The sequence below is a fragment of the Embleya sp. NPDC008237 genome, from assembly GCF_042956465.1.
In the GTDB taxonomy this organism is placed as follows: domain Bacteria; phylum Actinomycetota; class Actinomycetes; order Streptomycetales; family Streptomycetaceae; genus Embleya.
Window position 1 is genome coordinate 269,618 of sequence record NZ_JBIBGL010000013.1, and the last position, 16,231, is coordinate 285,848.

A 16,231-nucleotide genomic window follows, 5' to 3' on the forward strand; every position below is an offset into this window, starting at 1 on the left:
TGTGGTCAGGGGTTGATGGTGATGGTGAAGGTCGACGTGGTGTTGCGGATGTTCTGGACGTTGTCGCTCATCCGTAGACCGTTGAAGGTGACCGAGCCGACCGCGGGGCCCTGGCCGGGTTCGGGTAGCTCGTTGGCCCAGATGCCGAACCCGGACTTGGCGTCGTGGGCGTCGCCGCTGCGATGTGCGCCGGTGATCGAGATGTCGGTGAAGACGGTGTCCGCGACCGGGAACTGCGGTCGGCCGCCCACGTAGTTGGTCTGGAACATGATGCCGCCGTAGGTCGGGTCGACGATGTCCACGTCGCTCACCCGGATGCCCTGGAAGATCTTCGAGGCGGAGAAGAGCCAGATCGCCGGGAAGACCTGCCCGTTCCAGAAGTGGCCGCCTGCGCGGACGATGGAGATGTTCTCGAAGGCGGTCGGTTCGGTGCCGAAGCCGTTCATCGGGTAGTTGAAGTCGAGCGAGCTGATGGTGATGCCGGAGTAGACCAGGGTGTCCGCGATTCGGATGTTGCGGAACGTGTTGGCGTAGCCGCCGTAGACCGCGACGCCGGCCGCTCGCCAGGTCAGCATCGAGGTCAGGTTCTCGTACACGTTGTTCTTCTCGTCCGCGCCGCCGGCGTCGATCGCGGAGAACAGCGCGAAGCTGTCGTCCCCGGTGGAGCGGGCCTCGATGTTGTCGAGGTGGTTGTCCGTGCTGCCGTTGGTCATGTTCACGCCGTCGGCGAAGGTGTCCCGGATCCGGGTGTTGCGGATCGTGATGCCGTCGGTGTTGGCGCCCCAGTACAGGCAGACGGTGTGTTCGTTCCAGACGTTGTCGATCAGGATGTTCGACACGTTGGCGAAGTCGAACACCTTGCCCGGGCCGTCGATTCGCGAGGTGTAGTTGCCGAAGTAGGCGAAGCCGGTGAACGAGGAGCCGTTCGCGGACGCCTCGGCGCGGAAGCCGACGTCGGTGTTCTCCTGTGTGGTGGGTGCCTCGAACCTGGTGAACCAGGGGCCGGCGCCGACCACCCGGACCGCCTTCCCGTACACCTGGAACTTGCTTGCGGTCGGGTACGTGCCGGGCGGCAGGTAGACGCCGACCAGCGTGCCGGTGGGGTCCATCCGGACCCGGTCGAGCGCGTTCTGCACGTCTTGCTGGGAGAAGCCGGCCGGGACGGCATAGGTCGCCGGGTTCGGGTTCGCGATCGGGGCGACCTGCTCCAGGTTGACGAAGTCGATGGCATAGGTGGTGGTGTTGGCGGCGTTCTTTTGCAGTTTGATTCGGCTGCCGGCGCGCACGGTGGTCCCCAGCATGACGTTGGCCTCGTCGTAGATGTGCCGAGGGCCGCCGGCGCCGGGGGAGTTGCCGGGGCCGGCCTCGTTGCCGTACAGCCAGGCGTACTTCGAGGTGAGGTTGACGGCCCTGCGGAACGTGCCGTCCACGTACAGGTCGAGCGTGGCGTCGATGCCGCCCCCGCCCGGGGCGTCCGGAATGGAGAATCGGGTGACCAGGGTGTTGGTGTCCGCACGGGCGGTGAACTCGACCGAGCTGCCGGTGGAGTTCAGGGTGACCGCCCTGCGGCCGGATGCCTCGCCGGCCGGGTCGCCGATGACCCGGTTCGGGCCGACCACCGCCGCGCCGCCCGCCAACACGCCGTCCTCGGCCTCGTACATGTCGTAGGGCAGATGCGCGCCCCGGCCCACGAACAGCGGCCGGGTGCTCGTGTTGTTGCCCTGTTTGACCGGGAGTTCGGTGGCATCCGGGGCGATCACCGTGGTGACGGTGTACGTACCGTCCGCGGCGGGCCAACTCCCCAGCGGGATCCGCGGGGTGCTCGTGCCCGGGGCGAGTACGCCGGTGTACGTGCCGGTGAGGGTGCGCACGGAGGCGCCGGCGGCATCGGTCACGGTGAGCGTGACCGGGTGCGCGCCGGATGCGGTCGCCACCGTGCCCTGATTCCTGAGCGTGACCGTGAAGGCGACCGGGTTGCCGGCCGCCGGACTGTCGGGGGTCCATTCGACGGCCGAGGCGACCAGGTCGGAGCTGGGCACGGGGGTGACCAGGACCGGACCGGGCGCGGTGTACGCGTTGTCGGCCTCGTTCTGTTCGATCACGGTGTTCGCCTGGTCGACCCGGGCGCTCGGTGTATAGCTGCCGGCCGGACGGGTGCCGATGGTGGCGGACACGGTGGTGTGGTCGCCGGCGGCGAGGGCGCCGACCCGGGCGGTGCCGGCGAGGGTGCCGTCGAGGTAGAGGTCGACCGTGGTGGCGCCGGCGGCGACCGGACCGATGTTCCGCACCGTCGCGGACAGCGTGATCGGGTCGGACTCCACCGGCGCGGCGGGGCTCGCGGTCAGTGCGGTGACGGTGAGGTCCGGGTTGGGCGCGGGGACGCCGATCACCTGGAACTCGGCCACCTGGCCGCCCGGCACACCGGAGTTGGTGGTGATCCGCAGGCGCAGATCGGCGACCCGGCCGGTGACCGGGATGGTCACGGCATTGCCGCCGGAGCCGGGCGCGAAGTTGCGTACGGCCGCCGGGGCCAGGGTGCCGAAGGCACCGGCGCTCTGTTCCCGGCCGAGCACCTCGATGGTCTGGGTGCGCGGGCCCCAGACCGGATCCGGGTCGAGTCGGACCACGACGGCGCTGACGTCGGCGTTCGAACCCAGTGCCACGGTCAGCGTGTCGGGGTAATCGTTGCCCTCCCAATAGGTGTTCGTCCTGCCGTCGTTCGCGTTCGCGGCGACGAAGTTCTGCGTCGTGGAGGACGCGGTGATCGGCTTGCCGACGGCCAGGTTCGTGCCGCCGCCGGTACCGGTCCGGGTCACCGTGTCGCTGTTCGGCGAGCTGTTGCCGGCGGCGTCCCGGGCCACCACGTGGTAGCTCACCGTCGCGGTGTCCGGCTGGGTGTCGGTGTAGCTGCGCACGCTGCCGGCGACGGTGCCGCGCAGCACGCCGTCGGCGTACACGTCGTAGCCGGTCACCCCGACGTCGTCGGTCGCGGCGGCCCAGGTGAGCCGGATCTGCCCCGGGGCCGGCTGGGTGTAGGCCAGTGCGGTGGGCGCGGTGGGGGGTCGGGTGTCGCCGGTGGTCGGGCCGTAGATCTCGAATTCGGACACCTGGGCGGCGGGCCAACCGGTGTTGGCGGTGACCCGGACGCGCAGGTATCGGGTGGTCACCGGGTCGAAGGCGAGCGTGACGGTGTTGTCGGCTGCCGGGTCGAAGACCCGATCGGCCGAGGCGAGGACGTCGGTGTAGGTCGTCCCGTCGGTGCTGCCCTGGAGGGAGAGCGTCTGGGTCCGGCGCTCCCAGCCGGCGGGCAGCTTGAGCACCACCCTGTTCACCGGGATCGATGCCCCGAGGTCGGCCCGGATCCATTGCGGCAGCGCGTTGTTGGTGCTCTCCCAGTAGCTCGCCTGTGCGCCGTCGCCGGCATTGGCGGCGGTGTAGGGCGAGTCGGCGCTGCTCGCGGTCAGGGTTTTGCCGAGGGCGAGGTTGGTGGACGACTCGGCTGCGGTCTCCACGTCGAGTTCGGCCAGTTGTGCGGCGGATGCCTTGCTGTTCGCGGTGATGTCGAGCCGGACGAACCTGGCCAGGGTGGCCGGGAAGCGGATCCGGACGGTGTTCGCCGAGGCGGGTTCGAAGGTGTAGGTCGCCCGGCCGACGACGGTCTTGAAGCTCGCGCCGTCCTCGCTGCCCTGCACGGCCAGCGTCTGACTGCGCGCGGCCCAGTGGCGGGGCAGCTTGAGCACCACACCGTCGATCCGGGTGCTGCGCCCTCGGTCGACCTGGACGGCCTGGGGGAACGCCGTGCCGGCGCCCTGCCAGTAGGTCTCCTGGTCGCCGTCGGCTACGGCGGTGACGGCGGAACTGGCGCTCCGGGGCCGCCCGGCGGCTGTGGCCGACGTGGTGGCGCCGGCGGGCCCGACGGCTACGGCCAGCGCCAGTAGGCCGGTTGCGAGTGTGGTGATGGCCGATCTCGGTGCCGGTGGTTTCGTCCTCATCGCAATCCTCTGTTCTGTTCGCTCGCGGGGGAGGGGACGTGCCCGGGAGGTTCGATTCGGAGGTTGGCTTGTCGGGAGGTTCGATCCGAAGGCTCGTCCGGGAGGTCCCGGGGTCCCGGAGGTCCCGGAGGTCCCGGAGGTTCGAGGGTTCGGGAGGTTCGGTCGGGCGGTGTGTTCCGGAGGTTCGGAGCGCGCGGTGGTCCGTCCCGGGGCCGGGCAGGCCGGAGACCGGGTCGGCGTGTGGGCGACCGTTCGCAGGGGTGGCGAGGCGAAGCCGGACGTGCACCCGCCGGCCGGTGGGATCGCGCCGGGGGATCGGCGTGTTCGCGTCACGGATCGGAATTTGCGGACTGGCGCCGGTAGTTCCCAAGGATCTGTGAGGTTTTTGCAGTGACCGAGATCAGAGTTGCAGACGTGTTTCGAACCCGTCAACGCTCGGGACCCCGCGGGATCCCGGCGCGGGGCGGGCACCGGGGATCGCCCTGCGCGCGCTGTCGCCGCTTGCGTTGCGGTCGGCGGGCGACGGTGCTGGCCGGCGCGTCGCGGCAGGCCGAAGGCACGGCGAAGTCGCAAGTGACGGCGCAATTTTGCGCCGAAATTACATGCCGGTACGGGCGCCCGGCGGCCTGCTGCCGGTCGGGCGAGCCGGCGGGACGGGCATGCGTCGAAGCGGCCGGTGACACCTCGGCCGACGCGGCGCGCGAGGGGTCACCGGCTCCACCGTCGTCCGGTCGCCGCTCGGCGTGTGGTCGACGGGTCGGCGCGGAGAGGCCGGCCTACAGCGCGCCCACCTTCGTCAGGAACGCCATCGTCTTCTCCGGGTCGTACATGAACTCCTCGAACTCCACCGGGTTGTCGAAGGCGCTCATCACCGCGTCGCATACGGCCGGGCAGGTGTTGCCCGCGCCCATCAACATCTGCACGTGCTCCGGGGGCACGCCCAGGAGCGAGGTGGAGAACTTGACGCCGTGTCGGGCGCGGGACCAGAACGCGTCGAACACCGATTGCATCCAGGCGGCGTCGAACGGGCGATCGCCACGCGCGACGATCTCGTTCAGATATAGGTCGGCGGCCCGCGCGGCGTTGTTGGAACCCTGGCCGCTGATCGGGTCGTTGGTGACCAGGACGTCTCCGATGCCCAACGCGATCCCACCTGAGGGGAGTTCGGCGATCGGCTTGCGCACGATGGGGGCGAAGCCGCCGCTGAGCACGCACATCGGGTCGGTGAGTTCGGCGCGGCTGATCCGGTCGTAATCCCACGGCGCGAACTGCCGGACCAGGTCCCGCATCACCGCCCAGTGGGTGTCCGGGTCGCGCACGTCGCGGAACACGTCGAGCGGGCCGCCGGGCACGGCTTCGAGCAGGATGATGTCGCACGGGCCGGTCAGCGTCAGGCCCGGGAACATGATGATCTCGCCGATTCCGGGTATCGCGTTGACGTGCAGCGCGTCGTAGCCGACCTCGGGGCGCGGTGTCGCGCCGTGGAAGTATGAAACAGCCAACTGCCGTTGTGGGGTGGTGAATTGGGATCGGTCGTGATCCCGGTCGAACATCGACACCAGTTCGCCCTTGCCGGCGGCGACCACGACCAGGTCGTAGTTGCGGGTGTACCAGTCGATGTCGGAGACCGCGACCGGATGCACCACCAGGTTGCCGCCGCGGGTCACGAACAGGTCCATCCACGCGGGCATCTTCATCCGCTGGTCGACCGACTGCGCGCCACCCAGGTCGCCCAGCCAGTTCACCACCGGCGTGCCGTCCGGGCCGGGGATGGTGAACCCGGCCCGGGGAATCGGCGGTACCCGACCGGACCACAGGTCCAGGCCGTGCGGCTGCTCCAGCGCGATCGTCGACGGCATCATGATCTGCGTCGAGGTCACCCGCCCGGCGCGGATCTCGTCGGGCGTCCGCTCGGTCATCACGGTCACGTCGTAGCCGTGGGCCAGCAACCCCAGGCCGAGTTGGAGCCCGGATTGGCCGGCACCGACGATGAGGATCCTGCGCATGGCTGACGTCCCTTCCCCTGATCAAGGTCGACAGCATCGTATGGCTCGCGCTGCGTGTTCAGCGGTGTACCGACCGAGAAAGAAACCGCGGCCCACCGCGGCGTGTTCGACACCGGGCAGCAGCGCCACCGCACACCCGACCACCGCGCACCGGCACCACCCACGCACCCGAGGCCGCGCGCCCGACAACCGCGCAAGGGCCGCCGCCGCGCCCTACATGAACGAGGACTCCGCCGTGAGCCCCAGGGCCGGGTCCGCGCCCGTCACGATCGGCTGGCAGTTGCCCCAGCCGACCCCGCCGCCGACCGGGTCGGTCACCCGGACCACCGTGTCCCGGATCTGGTGCAGCCGGCGGGCCTGTTCGGGGGTCGAGCAGTCCGCGATCCGCTCGCCCTCCACGTGCAGGTCGCCGCGCCACTCGCCGTGGTGTCGGCCGTCCAGACCGAAGTACAGTCCCGCGCCGAGGTGGAAGCCGGTCGCCGAGACCACTTCCACCTCCAGCGGCCGGGCCGAACCGTCCGCCATCGTCGCGTGCAACTTCCCGCCGCGCAGCCGCCGGTTGGCCGGGTCGTAGCTCAAGTCCGGTACCAGGTCCGCCCATTCGTCCACCCGGCCGTCGGGGTGCTCCACCCCGCCCATCACCCGCTTCTGCGCGAAGCCGGGCCCACTGGTGATCTGGTAGTGCAGGAACAGCGCGTACCGACTGCCGTCTTGGCGCTCCATCAGGATGGGCGCCCAGATCATCCGGAACGACATCGACGCGGGCATCCCGGCCGGCTCCAGGTCGGCCGCGGGCGCACCCACGTCGTAGCGGGTGCCCCACGAGTGGTCCCGCGTGGACACCCACGTGTCGGGCGTGATCCCGGTGCGCTCGCCGTCCACTTCGACCCAGCCCGACGCCACCCCGGTCTGGTGATAGCGCACCAGGTCGGCGGTGGTGCGATAGGCGCGCCGGTTGTGCGTGCGGTCCTCGCAGACCGCCGGGACGACCGCCTCGAAGGTCCAGTCGAAGGCGATCGGCTGGGCCTCGTTCGCCTCCAGCACGAAGCGCACCACTCGGAGCGGCTCGACCACCTCGTAGCGGATCGGCCCCACCGTCGTGGTGTGCGGTGCGGGCGACAACCGGCGCGAGGCGCGCACGGTGAGCTGCTCGACGCCGCGCGAGACGCCCGCGTAGCCGTCCATCACGTTGCGGTTCGTGTACTTGCCCAGCCCGAAGCCCAGTTGCAGGCTGCCGTCCCGGGCCGCGGCCATCGCGCAGACCTTCTCGGTCCACGACGGGTCGGTGGTGGCCACCGTCGCGAACGTCTCGGCGACCTGGTGATGAAAGCCTTCGTCGGCCGCGGTGAGCGGCCCGATCGGGTTGGTCACGAATCCTCCGTCGATCGGCGTCGAGTCCCGAGTACCGGGACGCTGCCGGATTCTCCGCCGACCCTCGCCAACAGACCAGAGCCTTGACCTGTGAGAGAGAACCTGTTTTCGTCATCCGGGGCAGCCGAGCCGTCGGATGCCGTCGCGCCAGCGACATCGGAGGGGGAGCGGCAGCATGGAACGTGTTCCGATCGACGGGCCCCTTGCCGGCCTGCGCATCGTGGACCTGTCCACGGCCGCGACCGGTCCGTACGCGGTGACCCTGCTCGCCGATCAGGGCGCCGACGTGATCAAGGTCGAACGACCCGGGATCGGCGACATCTCCCGCTGGATCGGCACGGCGACGACCGGGGGCATCAGCGCGCTCTACCAGATGTGCAACCGCGGCAAGCGCTGCGTCGGGGTGGACCTGCGCACCGAGCGGGGTCGCGACCTGGTGCGCACCCTGATTGCCCGAGCCGACGTGGTGGTGCAGAACTGGCGGCCCGGTGTGGCCGAACGGCTCGGCCTGGGCTACGCCGACGTGCGTCGCGACGATCTCGTCTACTGCTCGATCTCCGGCTTCGGGGCACACGGGCCGTATGCCGGCAAAGGCGCCTACGACACGGTGATCCAGGCGTACGGAGGGGTCGCCGAGAACCAGAAGGACCCGGACACCGGCCGCCCGAGGTTCTCCAACCAGGCCCTCGCCGACAAGGTCACCGCCCTCACCGCCGCGCAGGCGATCACCGCGGCGCTGTACGCACGCGAGCGCGGGCGCGGCGGCCAGCACCTCGAACTGTCCATGCTGGATGCGGTGATCTCGTTCATGTGGGTCGACTCGGCCGGCAACGACGTGCTGCGCGACGGCGACGGCAGCCAACCCGGCAGCTTCGTCGCGGACGTACGCCCGTACGCCTTTCTGGACGGCTGGGGCATCGCCACGCCCACCTCGGACGCGGACTTCGCCGGGATGTGTCGTGCGTTCGGCGTCGAGGGGTACGACGACCCGCGGGTGGCCACGATCGCCGAACGCCGGCGCAACCGCGAGGTCGGCCACGCGCTGGTGACCCGCTGCCACGAGGCCGCGACCGGGCTCACCGTCGCCGAGGGCATCGCCCGCCTGGAGGCGGAGAACGTGCCCTGCGGGATCGTGCTGGGGCCCGGTGACCTGGCCGGCGATCCGCACATCGCCGCCGTGGGGGTGCTGGAGGACGACGTGCATCCGACCGCGGGGCGGCTGCGGCAGCCGCGACACCCGACGTTGTTCGGCGGTACGCCCGGGCGGCTGGGTGCACCGGCTCCCACGCTCGGGGCCGACACGGATGCGATCCTCGCCGACCTGGGCCTCGACCCGGATCAGGTGGCGGAGCTGAGGGCGGCCAAGGTCGTTTGTTAGGGCCTGCGGGCGGCTGCCGGGGCCTTGTTGCTCCGACCGCCGATGGGCGGCCGGCCGGGGTCGGCAGAGTCGTCGGCCGCGGTGTTCGAGTGGCTTGCGGCCCGTGTGTCCCCAAGCGCCGGACGGGCCGAATTCGGTGAGCCCGGGCTTGTCGGCTGCGGTTGTTCTCGAACGCCCGGCGGTCCGGGTTGTTTCAGGGGCGCATGACCGTCCACTGCTCTCTGGCGCTCCAGCCCGAGTCGTGGCCCTGGGCGTCCTGCACTCGGACGCTCCAGTAGTACGTCACTCCCTGCTCGACGCGGAGGCCGGAGGGGCGGAGGCCGGTGTGCTCGGTGGAGTGCACCACGCCGCTGTCCCAGGTGTTGGGGTCCACGCCGCCGTCGGTCACCGTGTCGACGGCGTGCGGGTCGGTCGAGACGACCAGGCGGTATGTGCGCTGTGGGTGGATCCGGCCGCCCAGACGGACCGTCCAGCCGATTCCGTCGGGATCCGCTTCCGGGTTGTGCGGCGGCGCGACCGCGGTCAGCGTGGCGGGTCGCGAGGGGCTCGCCGTGCACCCGAGGAGGGTCCCGGTCGACGCCAGGCCCAGGAGAACCACGAGGCCCATCCGACCCGCTCGTCGTACCGGCCTCACGCGCACCCCTGTCCCCGATGGCAAATGATCCCGGTGACCCTACGGATGTGACACGCGTCACCGGAAGTGCTCCGGCCGCGGTGTACGGGACGCGCGCGCACCGGCGGAATCCGGGTTGCGTCCGGGCGCGGGCTCGCGAGCAGGCAGGATAGACGGGTGACTCTCATCGATCTGCTCCCCGCCGAGGCCGACCCCGACGCCCTGTACGAAGCCTTCGCGTCGTACGCGGAGGAGCGCGGTCTCACCCTGTATCCCGCGCAGGAAGAGGCGCTGATCGAGTTGGTCTCGGGCAACAACGTCATCCTCAACACGCCGACCGGCTCGGGAAAGAGCCTGGTCGCCGCAGGCGGGCACTTCGCCGCGATGGCGCGCAAGGAGCGCAGCTTCTACACCGCGCCGATCAAGGCGCTGGTCTCGGAGAAGTTCTTCGACCTGGTCGCCCAGTTCGGCACCGAGAACGTCGGGATGATGACCGGCGACGCGTCGGTCAACGCGACCGCGCCGATCATCTGCTGTACCGCCGAGGTGCTGGCCAACATCGCGCTGCGCGACGGCGCGGACGCGGACGTCGGTTTCGTGGTGATGGACGAGTTCCACTACTACGGCGACCCGGACCGGGGCTGGGCCTGGCAGATCCCGCTGATCGAGCTGCCGAAGGCGCAGTTCCTGCTGATGTCCGCGACGCTCGGCGACATGGACCACTTCCAGCGCGACCTGAAGCGGCGCACCGGCCGGTCCACCGCGATCGTCAAGTCGGCCACGCGTCCGGTCCCGCTGTACTTCACCTACCGGGTCACCCCGCTGCACGAGACCATCGAGGAACTGCTGACCACGCGTGAGGCGCCGATCTACATCGTGCACTTCACCCAGGCGTCGGCGGTCGAGCGGGCTCAGTCGCTGATGAGCATCAACATGTGCACGCGCGAGGAGAAGGATCAGATCTCGTCGGTGATCGGCGGGTTCCGGTTCACCACCAAGTTCGGCCGGCAGCTCTCGCGCTGGGTGCGGCACGGGATCGGCGTGCACCACGCGGGCATGTTGCCCAAGTACCGCCGGCTGGTGGAGCGGCTGGCCCAGGCCGGGCTGCTCAAGGTGATCTGCGGCACCGACACGCTCGGCGTCGGGGTCAACGTGCCGATCCGCACCGTGCTGTTCACCGCGCTGTCCAAGTACGACGGTCAGCGGGTGCGCCGGCTGCGGGCGCGCGAGTTCCACCAGATCGCCGGGCGGGCCGGGCGGGCCGGCTTCGACACCGTGGGCAACGTGGTCGCGCAGGCCCCCGAGTACGAGATCGAGAACATCAAGGCGCTGGCCAAGGCCGGCGACGACCCGAAGAAGCGCCGCAAGGTGGTCCGCAAGAAGGCGCCGGAGGGCTTCGTCGGTTGGAACGACGAGACCTACAGCAAGCTCCAGGAAGCCGAGCCGGAGCCGCTGGCGTCCCGCTTCCGGGTCACCCACGCGATGCTGCTCGCGGTGATCAACCGGCCCGGCAACGCGTTCGAGGCGATGCGGCACCTGCTCACCGACAACGACGAGCCGCGCGCGCAGCAACTGCGGCACATCCGGCAGGCGATCGCGATCTATCGCTCGCTGCTGGACGGCGGCGTCGTGGAGAAGCTCGCCGAGCCGGACGAGGAGGGCCGGATCGTCCGGCTCACCGTGGACCTGCAGGCCGACTTCGCGCTCAACCAGCCGCTGTCCACGTTCGCGCTGGCCGCGTTCGATCTGCTCGACCCGGAGGCGCCGACCTACGCGTTGGACGTGCTCTCGGTGGTCGAGGCCACGCTCGACGACCCGCGCCAGATCCTCGCCGCGCAGCTGAACAAGGCCAAGGGCGAGGCGGTCGGCCAAATGAAGGCGGACGGGATCGAGTACGAGGAGCGGATGGAGCGGCTCGCCGACATCCAATACCCGCGTCCGCTCGAAGAGTTGCTCGAACACGCCTACGCGATCTACATGCGCAGCCACCCGTGGGTCGGTGACCACCCGCTGTCGCCCAAGTCGATCGTGCGGGACATGTACGAGCGGGCGATGACCTTCGGCGACTACGTCGGCTGGTACGAACTCGCGCGCACCGAGGGCATCGTGCTGCGCTACCTGGCGAGCGCGTACAAGGCGCTCAACCAGACCGTGCCGGACGACGCGAAGAACGAGGACCTGCACGATCTGATCGCGTGGCTTGGCGAGTTGGTCCGCCAGGTCGACTCCAGCCTGCTCGACGAGTGGGAGAAGCTGGCCAACCCGGACGCGACCCAGGAGGAACTCGACGACATCGAGGGCCGCACCACGCCGGTCACCGCGAACGAGCGGGCGTTTCGGGTGCTGGTGCGCAACGCGCTGTTTCGTCGGGTGGAACTCGCGGCGCTGCGACGCTACTTCCAGCTCGGCGAGCTGTCCGAGCAGGAGGGCGACGGCAACTGGGACGCGGAGCGCTGGCAGGACGCGCTGGAGGACTACTGGGACGAGCACGACTCGATCGGCACCGGCCCCGACGCGCGCGGTCCCAAGCTCATGCAGATCACCAAGGAGGATTCCGCATGGCGGGTCCGTCAGGTGTTCGACGACCCGGCCCGGGACCACGACTGGGGCATCACCGCCGAGGTCGACCTGACCGAGTCGGACGAGACCGGACGCGCGGTCCTGCGGGTGGTCGCGGTCGACCGGATGTGATCTCCCGCCCGCGGCGCGGCGGGTCGGGCAGACTGGGCCGATGACGAAGAAGCGCTCCACGGTCGACGCCCACGGTTCGATCCTGTCCTGCCGCTCGCACAACTCGGTGTTGTCGATCGCGTCGGAGGGCTCGGTGCTCTCGATCGGCTCGGTGGGGTCGGTGTTGTCGATCGGCTCGGTCGGCTCCGCGCTGTCGTTCGGGTCGATCGGCTCGGCCCTCTCGGCCGCGTCGATCGGCTCCTACCTGAGCGCGGCATCGGCGTTCTCGGCCCAGTCGGTGTGGTCCGCCTTCTCGATCCAGTCCAGCGGCGGCATCCTCGACCACCGCAACACCCGAAGGCTCACCCGCCGCGCAGCCCTCCCGGCGAGCGCCGCGCTCACCTGCGTGGTCGCCGCCGCGCTCCTGGCGCGCAACTCCCGCTGACCCGCCCGGCCCCTGGAAGGATCGCCGGACCACGCTCAGACGGCCGGCGGAGGGGGCGGGCTCAGCCCAGGTCCAGGTCGTCGGAGGATTTGGGGGCGGGGCGGAAGGTGGGGCCGGGGGTGCGTTTGGTGCCGGCGAAGGCGGTGAGGTCGTAGGCGGTTTCCGCGTGTACCGCCAGGTCCAGGCCCAGCTGTTCGTGGTCGGCGTGGGCGCGGAAGCCGACGGTGCGGTCGATCACCTTCGCGATCGTGTACGTGACGCCGAAGGAGAACGCGGACACCACCACGATCGCCACGAGCTGCTTGCCGAGCAGTGCGAGGCCGCCGCCGTGCAGCAGACCCTCCGGCCCGCCGGTGACGTCCCCGGCGGCGAACAGGCCGATCAGCAGCGTGCCGACCACCCCGCCGACATAGTGCACGCCGACCACGTCGAGCGAGTCGTCGTAGCCGAAGCGGTGCTTCCAGCCCACCGCGAAGCTGCACAGGACGCCCGCGACCAGGCCGATCACCAGTGCGCCGGGCAGGTCCACCACGCCGCAGGCCGGGGTGATCGCGACCAGGCCCGCGACCGCGCCGGAGGCCGCGCCGAGCGTGGTGGCGTGCCCGTCCCGGCGCTTTTCCACCGCGAGCCAGCCGATCAGCGCGGTGCACCCGGCCGCCTGGGTATTCACCAGCGCCTGTGCGGCCAGGCCGTTCGCCCCCAGGGCCGAGCCGCCGTTGAAGCCGAACCAGCCGAACCACAGCAGGCCCGCGCCGAGCACCACGAGCGGCAGGTTGTGCGGCCGCATCGGATCGCGCTTGAAGCCGATCCGCGGGCCGAGCACCAGGGCCACCGCCATGCCCGCCGCGCCGCAGTTGATCTCGACCACCAGGCCGCCCGCGAAGTCGAGCGCGCCGAGCCGGTGCGCGATCCAGCCGTCCGGCCCCCACACCCAGTGCGCGAGAGGCACGTACACGCAGACGACCCACACCGCGCAGAAGAGCACCCACGCCTTGAACCGGGTGCGGTCCGCGATCGCCCCGGAGATCAGCGCCACGGTCAGGATCGCGAAGGTCAACTGGAACGCCATGAACAGCAGCTCGGGCACCGTGCCGTGCAGGTCGGTGGGCTTGGTGCCGGCCATGAACACGGAGCCGAGATCGCCGAGCAGTCCGCCGCCCACGTCGCCGCCGAAGGCCAGGGTGTAGCCGAAGGCGATCCAGACCACGGTCACCACCGCGATCGCCACGAAGCTCATCATCAGCATGTTGAGCACGCTCTTGGCCCGGACCATGCCGCCGTAGAAGATCGCCAGGGCGGGGGTCATCAGCAGCACGAGCGCGGTGGCCACGAGCAGCCACGCGGTGTCTCCGGCGTTCAGGGCGTCGGTCGCGACGGTCATGCGGCTCCCTCGTGGGCCTGATGGGGTCTCAGGTCAGGGTGGGCAGCCCGGGTTTCCTGGCGTATACCTCGGTGTTACGCGCGGGTTAAGGAACCCGCCCCGTGTTACGTGCGGATTGCCCGACGATAAGCGAGTGCTCACGCGGTGAGCGCCTCGACACGCTCACGAAACACACGTCCGGGGGCCACCCGTGCCGTGCCGCGGCACCCCCGGGCTACTCCGGCGCTCGTCCGCCCGAGCGTCGGGTCACCAGGCGGGCGACCGAGGCCAACCGCTCGCCGTGGGTCGTCACCCGGCGGCCGGTCACGCCCTCGAGCCCGTTGAGGGTGAGGGCGACGGCGACCCGACCGGCGGCGTCGAAGACCGGGGCGACCAGGGTCGAGATGTCGTAGACGGTGTCCGGCTCGACCGCGATCAGCTCGTACTCCTCCTCCCCGAGCGCGGCGGCCAACTCGGCCAACCGGTCGCGCAACAGCGTCGCCTCGCGCGGGTGTTCGGCCATGCGCTCCAGCGTGTCGCCGATCCGGGTGCGGGTCGGACTGTCCAGGGTGATCGAGTACCCGCGTTCGCGGACCGCCGCCAGTGTCGGCGGCAGGTGGATCCGGGCCGTGCCGCGCACCCGCTCGTCCAGCCGGTCCAGCCACGCGTCCACCTCCGCCGGCGGGGACCATGCGTGGAAGACCTGGCCGAGCGGCGGCACCATGCGCAACCGCTGACCCACCCGGACGTCGGCGGAGGCCAACTGCGGCCGGCCCTCCACGGCCAGGATGACGATCTCGTCGCCCACCGCGACGCTGGCGATCAGCTCGGTCTCGAACTCGTCGGCCAACTCGCGCAGGTGGGCCCGGGCCAGGTCGACCGCCGGGTTGCCGCGCAGCGCCGCGTCGCCGAGCGCGACCAGGGCCGGACCCAGTTCGTAGGTCTTGCGGCGTGGGTGCCGCACCAGGTAGCCGGCGTCCTCCAGGGCCTGGAGCACCGACAGCGCGGACGCGAGGTTGATGCCGAGCGCGGTGTGCAGCTCGGAGAGCGTGTATGCGCCGCCCGGGTGCGCGGCGAAGAAGTTCAGGATCTCGACCGCACGACCGGCGGCGAGGGCGGGACGAACCATGTCGGCGACTCTCCGACCCTGCGGGCACCTTGTGGCCGGTACCTGGGCGGGTCACACTCGGGACCACGAAATACGGGATTCGAAAACATTTTTCAATATACCGAAAATGGAGTGGCTCGATGAAGCTCGACGTGCTCTACGAAGTGGACGTGCCGCGCCCGTGGCACGGCGAACACCCGCACGGCCAGCGGCGCGAGGAACAGCGCGCGTATCGCGAGGCGGTCGAGCAGATCCGGCTGGCCGACCGGATGGGCTTCAACACCGTCTGGGCGGTGGAGCACCACTTCCGCGAGGGTCGCTCGCACATGCCGGCCTCCGAGGTCTTCCTGGGTCACCTGGCCGGGATCACCGAGCGCATCCGGATGGGCTTCGGCGTCACGCTGACCCCGTTCGGCTTCACCCCGCCGCAGCGGATCGCGGAGAAGGTCGCGACGGTGGACATCCTGTCCGGCGGCCGGGTCGAGTGGGGGACCGGCCGATCCACCCCGATGGAGCAGACCGCGTTCGGCGTGGACATCGCGCGGTCGCGGGACGACTGGCGCGAGGCGATCGAGATCGTCACCGGCATGTGGCGCGAGGAGTACTTCGAGTACGAGTCGGAGCGCTTCTCCTTCCCGCGCCGGATGGTCACCCCCAAGCCGTTCCAGGACCCGCACCCGCCGTGCTGGATGGCCGCCACGTCGCAGGGTTCGGCGGAGATCGCCGGCCGCAACGGGCTGGGCATGTTGTCCTTCTCGATCATGCAGCCGCTGGAGACCATGGCCGCCCAGGTCGCCGCCTACCGCGCCGCGGCGGCGACCCCGACGCCGCTCACCGACGTGACCACGAACAAGGTCGCGGCCTACACCCTGGTGCACACGACCGGGCGCAAGCAGATCGACCGGCGGGTCTGGGACTCGGTCGCGTGGTGGTACAAGAACCTCGCGATGTTCACCCTCGAATGGGAGCTGCCGCATCTGTCCCCCGAGGAGCAGGACAAGACCTTCCCGCTGCTGAAGCCGATGTTCGAGGGCAACGTCCCGGTGGAGACCTTCGACGCCGCGGACATGATCGTGATCGGCGACGTGGAGACCTGCATCCGCAAGATGAAGCGCTACGCGGACCTGGGCGTGGACGAACTGATCTGCTACGTCCAGTGGGGCTTCCTGGAACACCGGGACATCCTGCGGACGATCGAGATCCTCGGCAAGGAGGTCATCCCGGAACTGGAGAAGTACCAGCCGACCCCGCAGTCGTAGGCCGGGTCCGGCGGCACCTCGGGACGAGC

10 protein-coding genes are annotated in these 16,231 nt (G+C 70.3%); 4 read left to right on the forward strand and 6 right to left on the reverse strand.

Annotated elements, in window-relative coordinates; all coding sequences use genetic code 11:
• Window positions 1-5: 5 nt before the first annotated feature.
• From ACFZBU_RS31380 to ACFZBU_RS31390, 3 genes are all read right to left on the reverse strand, one after another.
• A complete protein-coding gene (locus ACFZBU_RS31380; RefSeq protein ID WP_391587075.1) occupies window positions 6-3,992 on the reverse strand; it encodes a discoidin domain-containing protein in 3,987 nt (1,328 codons plus the stop codon).
• Window positions 3,993-4,768: 776 nt separating this feature from the next.
• A complete protein-coding gene (locus ACFZBU_RS31385) occupies window positions 4,769-5,998 on the reverse strand; it encodes a styrene monooxygenase/indole monooxygenase family protein (RefSeq protein ID WP_391587076.1) in 1,230 nt (409 codons plus the stop codon).
• A 213-nt stretch (window positions 5,999-6,211) separates the two neighbouring features.
• On the reverse strand, window positions 6,212-7,369 hold the full coding sequence (locus tag ACFZBU_RS31390; RefSeq protein WP_391587077.1) for a hypothetical protein: 1,158 nt from the start codon (window positions 7,367-7,369) through the stop codon (window positions 6,212-6,214).
• Between the two features lie 175 nt (window positions 7,370-7,544).
• Between ACFZBU_RS31390 and ACFZBU_RS31395 the strand changes: the two genes are divergently transcribed.
• On the forward strand, window positions 7,545-8,747 hold the full coding sequence (locus ACFZBU_RS31395; protein WP_391587078.1) for a CaiB/BaiF CoA transferase family protein: 1,203 nt from the start codon (window positions 7,545-7,547) through the stop codon (window positions 8,745-8,747).
• A gap of 193 nt (window positions 8,748-8,940) precedes the next feature.
• Here the strand turns inward: ACFZBU_RS31395 and ACFZBU_RS31400 are convergent, their stop codons facing one another.
• The gene (locus tag ACFZBU_RS31400; RefSeq protein WP_391587079.1) at window positions 8,941-9,354 is read right to left on the reverse strand and encodes a hypothetical protein; all 414 of its coding nucleotides are present in this window, start codon (window positions 9,352-9,354) and stop codon (window positions 8,941-8,943) included.
• Between the two features lie 135 nt (window positions 9,355-9,489).
• On the opposite strand from ACFZBU_RS31400, the gene ACFZBU_RS31405 reads away from it, so the two are divergent.
• Together ACFZBU_RS31405 and ACFZBU_RS31410 are read left to right on the forward strand one after the other, a co-directional pair.
• A complete protein-coding gene (locus tag ACFZBU_RS31405; protein WP_391587155.1) occupies window positions 9,490-12,051 on the forward strand; it encodes a DEAD/DEAH box helicase in 2,562 nt (853 codons plus the stop codon).
• Between the two features lie 40 nt (window positions 12,052-12,091).
• Window positions 12,092-12,475: a hypothetical protein gene (locus ACFZBU_RS31410; RefSeq protein WP_391587080.1), complete on the forward strand. Its 384-nt coding sequence runs from the start codon at window positions 12,092-12,094 to the stop codon at window positions 12,473-12,475.
• Window positions 12,476-12,536: 61 nt separating this feature from the next.
• On the opposite strand, the gene ACFZBU_RS31415 is transcribed toward ACFZBU_RS31410, so the two are convergent.
• Together ACFZBU_RS31415 and ACFZBU_RS31420 are read right to left on the reverse strand one after the other, a co-directional pair.
• Entirely contained in the window at window positions 12,537-13,856 is a 1,320-nt protein-coding gene (locus ACFZBU_RS31415; protein ID WP_391587081.1) for an ammonium transporter, read from the reverse strand.
• A 214-nt stretch (window positions 13,857-14,070) separates the two neighbouring features.
• Window positions 14,071-14,964, reverse strand: a complete 894-nt coding sequence (locus tag ACFZBU_RS31420; protein ID WP_391587082.1) for an IclR family transcriptional regulator — start codon at window positions 14,962-14,964, stop codon at window positions 14,071-14,073.
• A gap of 119 nt (window positions 14,965-15,083) precedes the next feature.
• Here ACFZBU_RS31420 and ACFZBU_RS31425 point away from each other — a divergent pair, with 119 nt between their 5' ends.
• Window positions 15,084-16,202, forward strand: coding sequence for an LLM class flavin-dependent oxidoreductase (locus tag ACFZBU_RS31425; protein WP_391587083.1), 1,119 nt, complete (start codon window positions 15,084-15,086; stop codon window positions 16,200-16,202).
• Window positions 16,203-16,231: the final 29 nt, after the last annotated feature.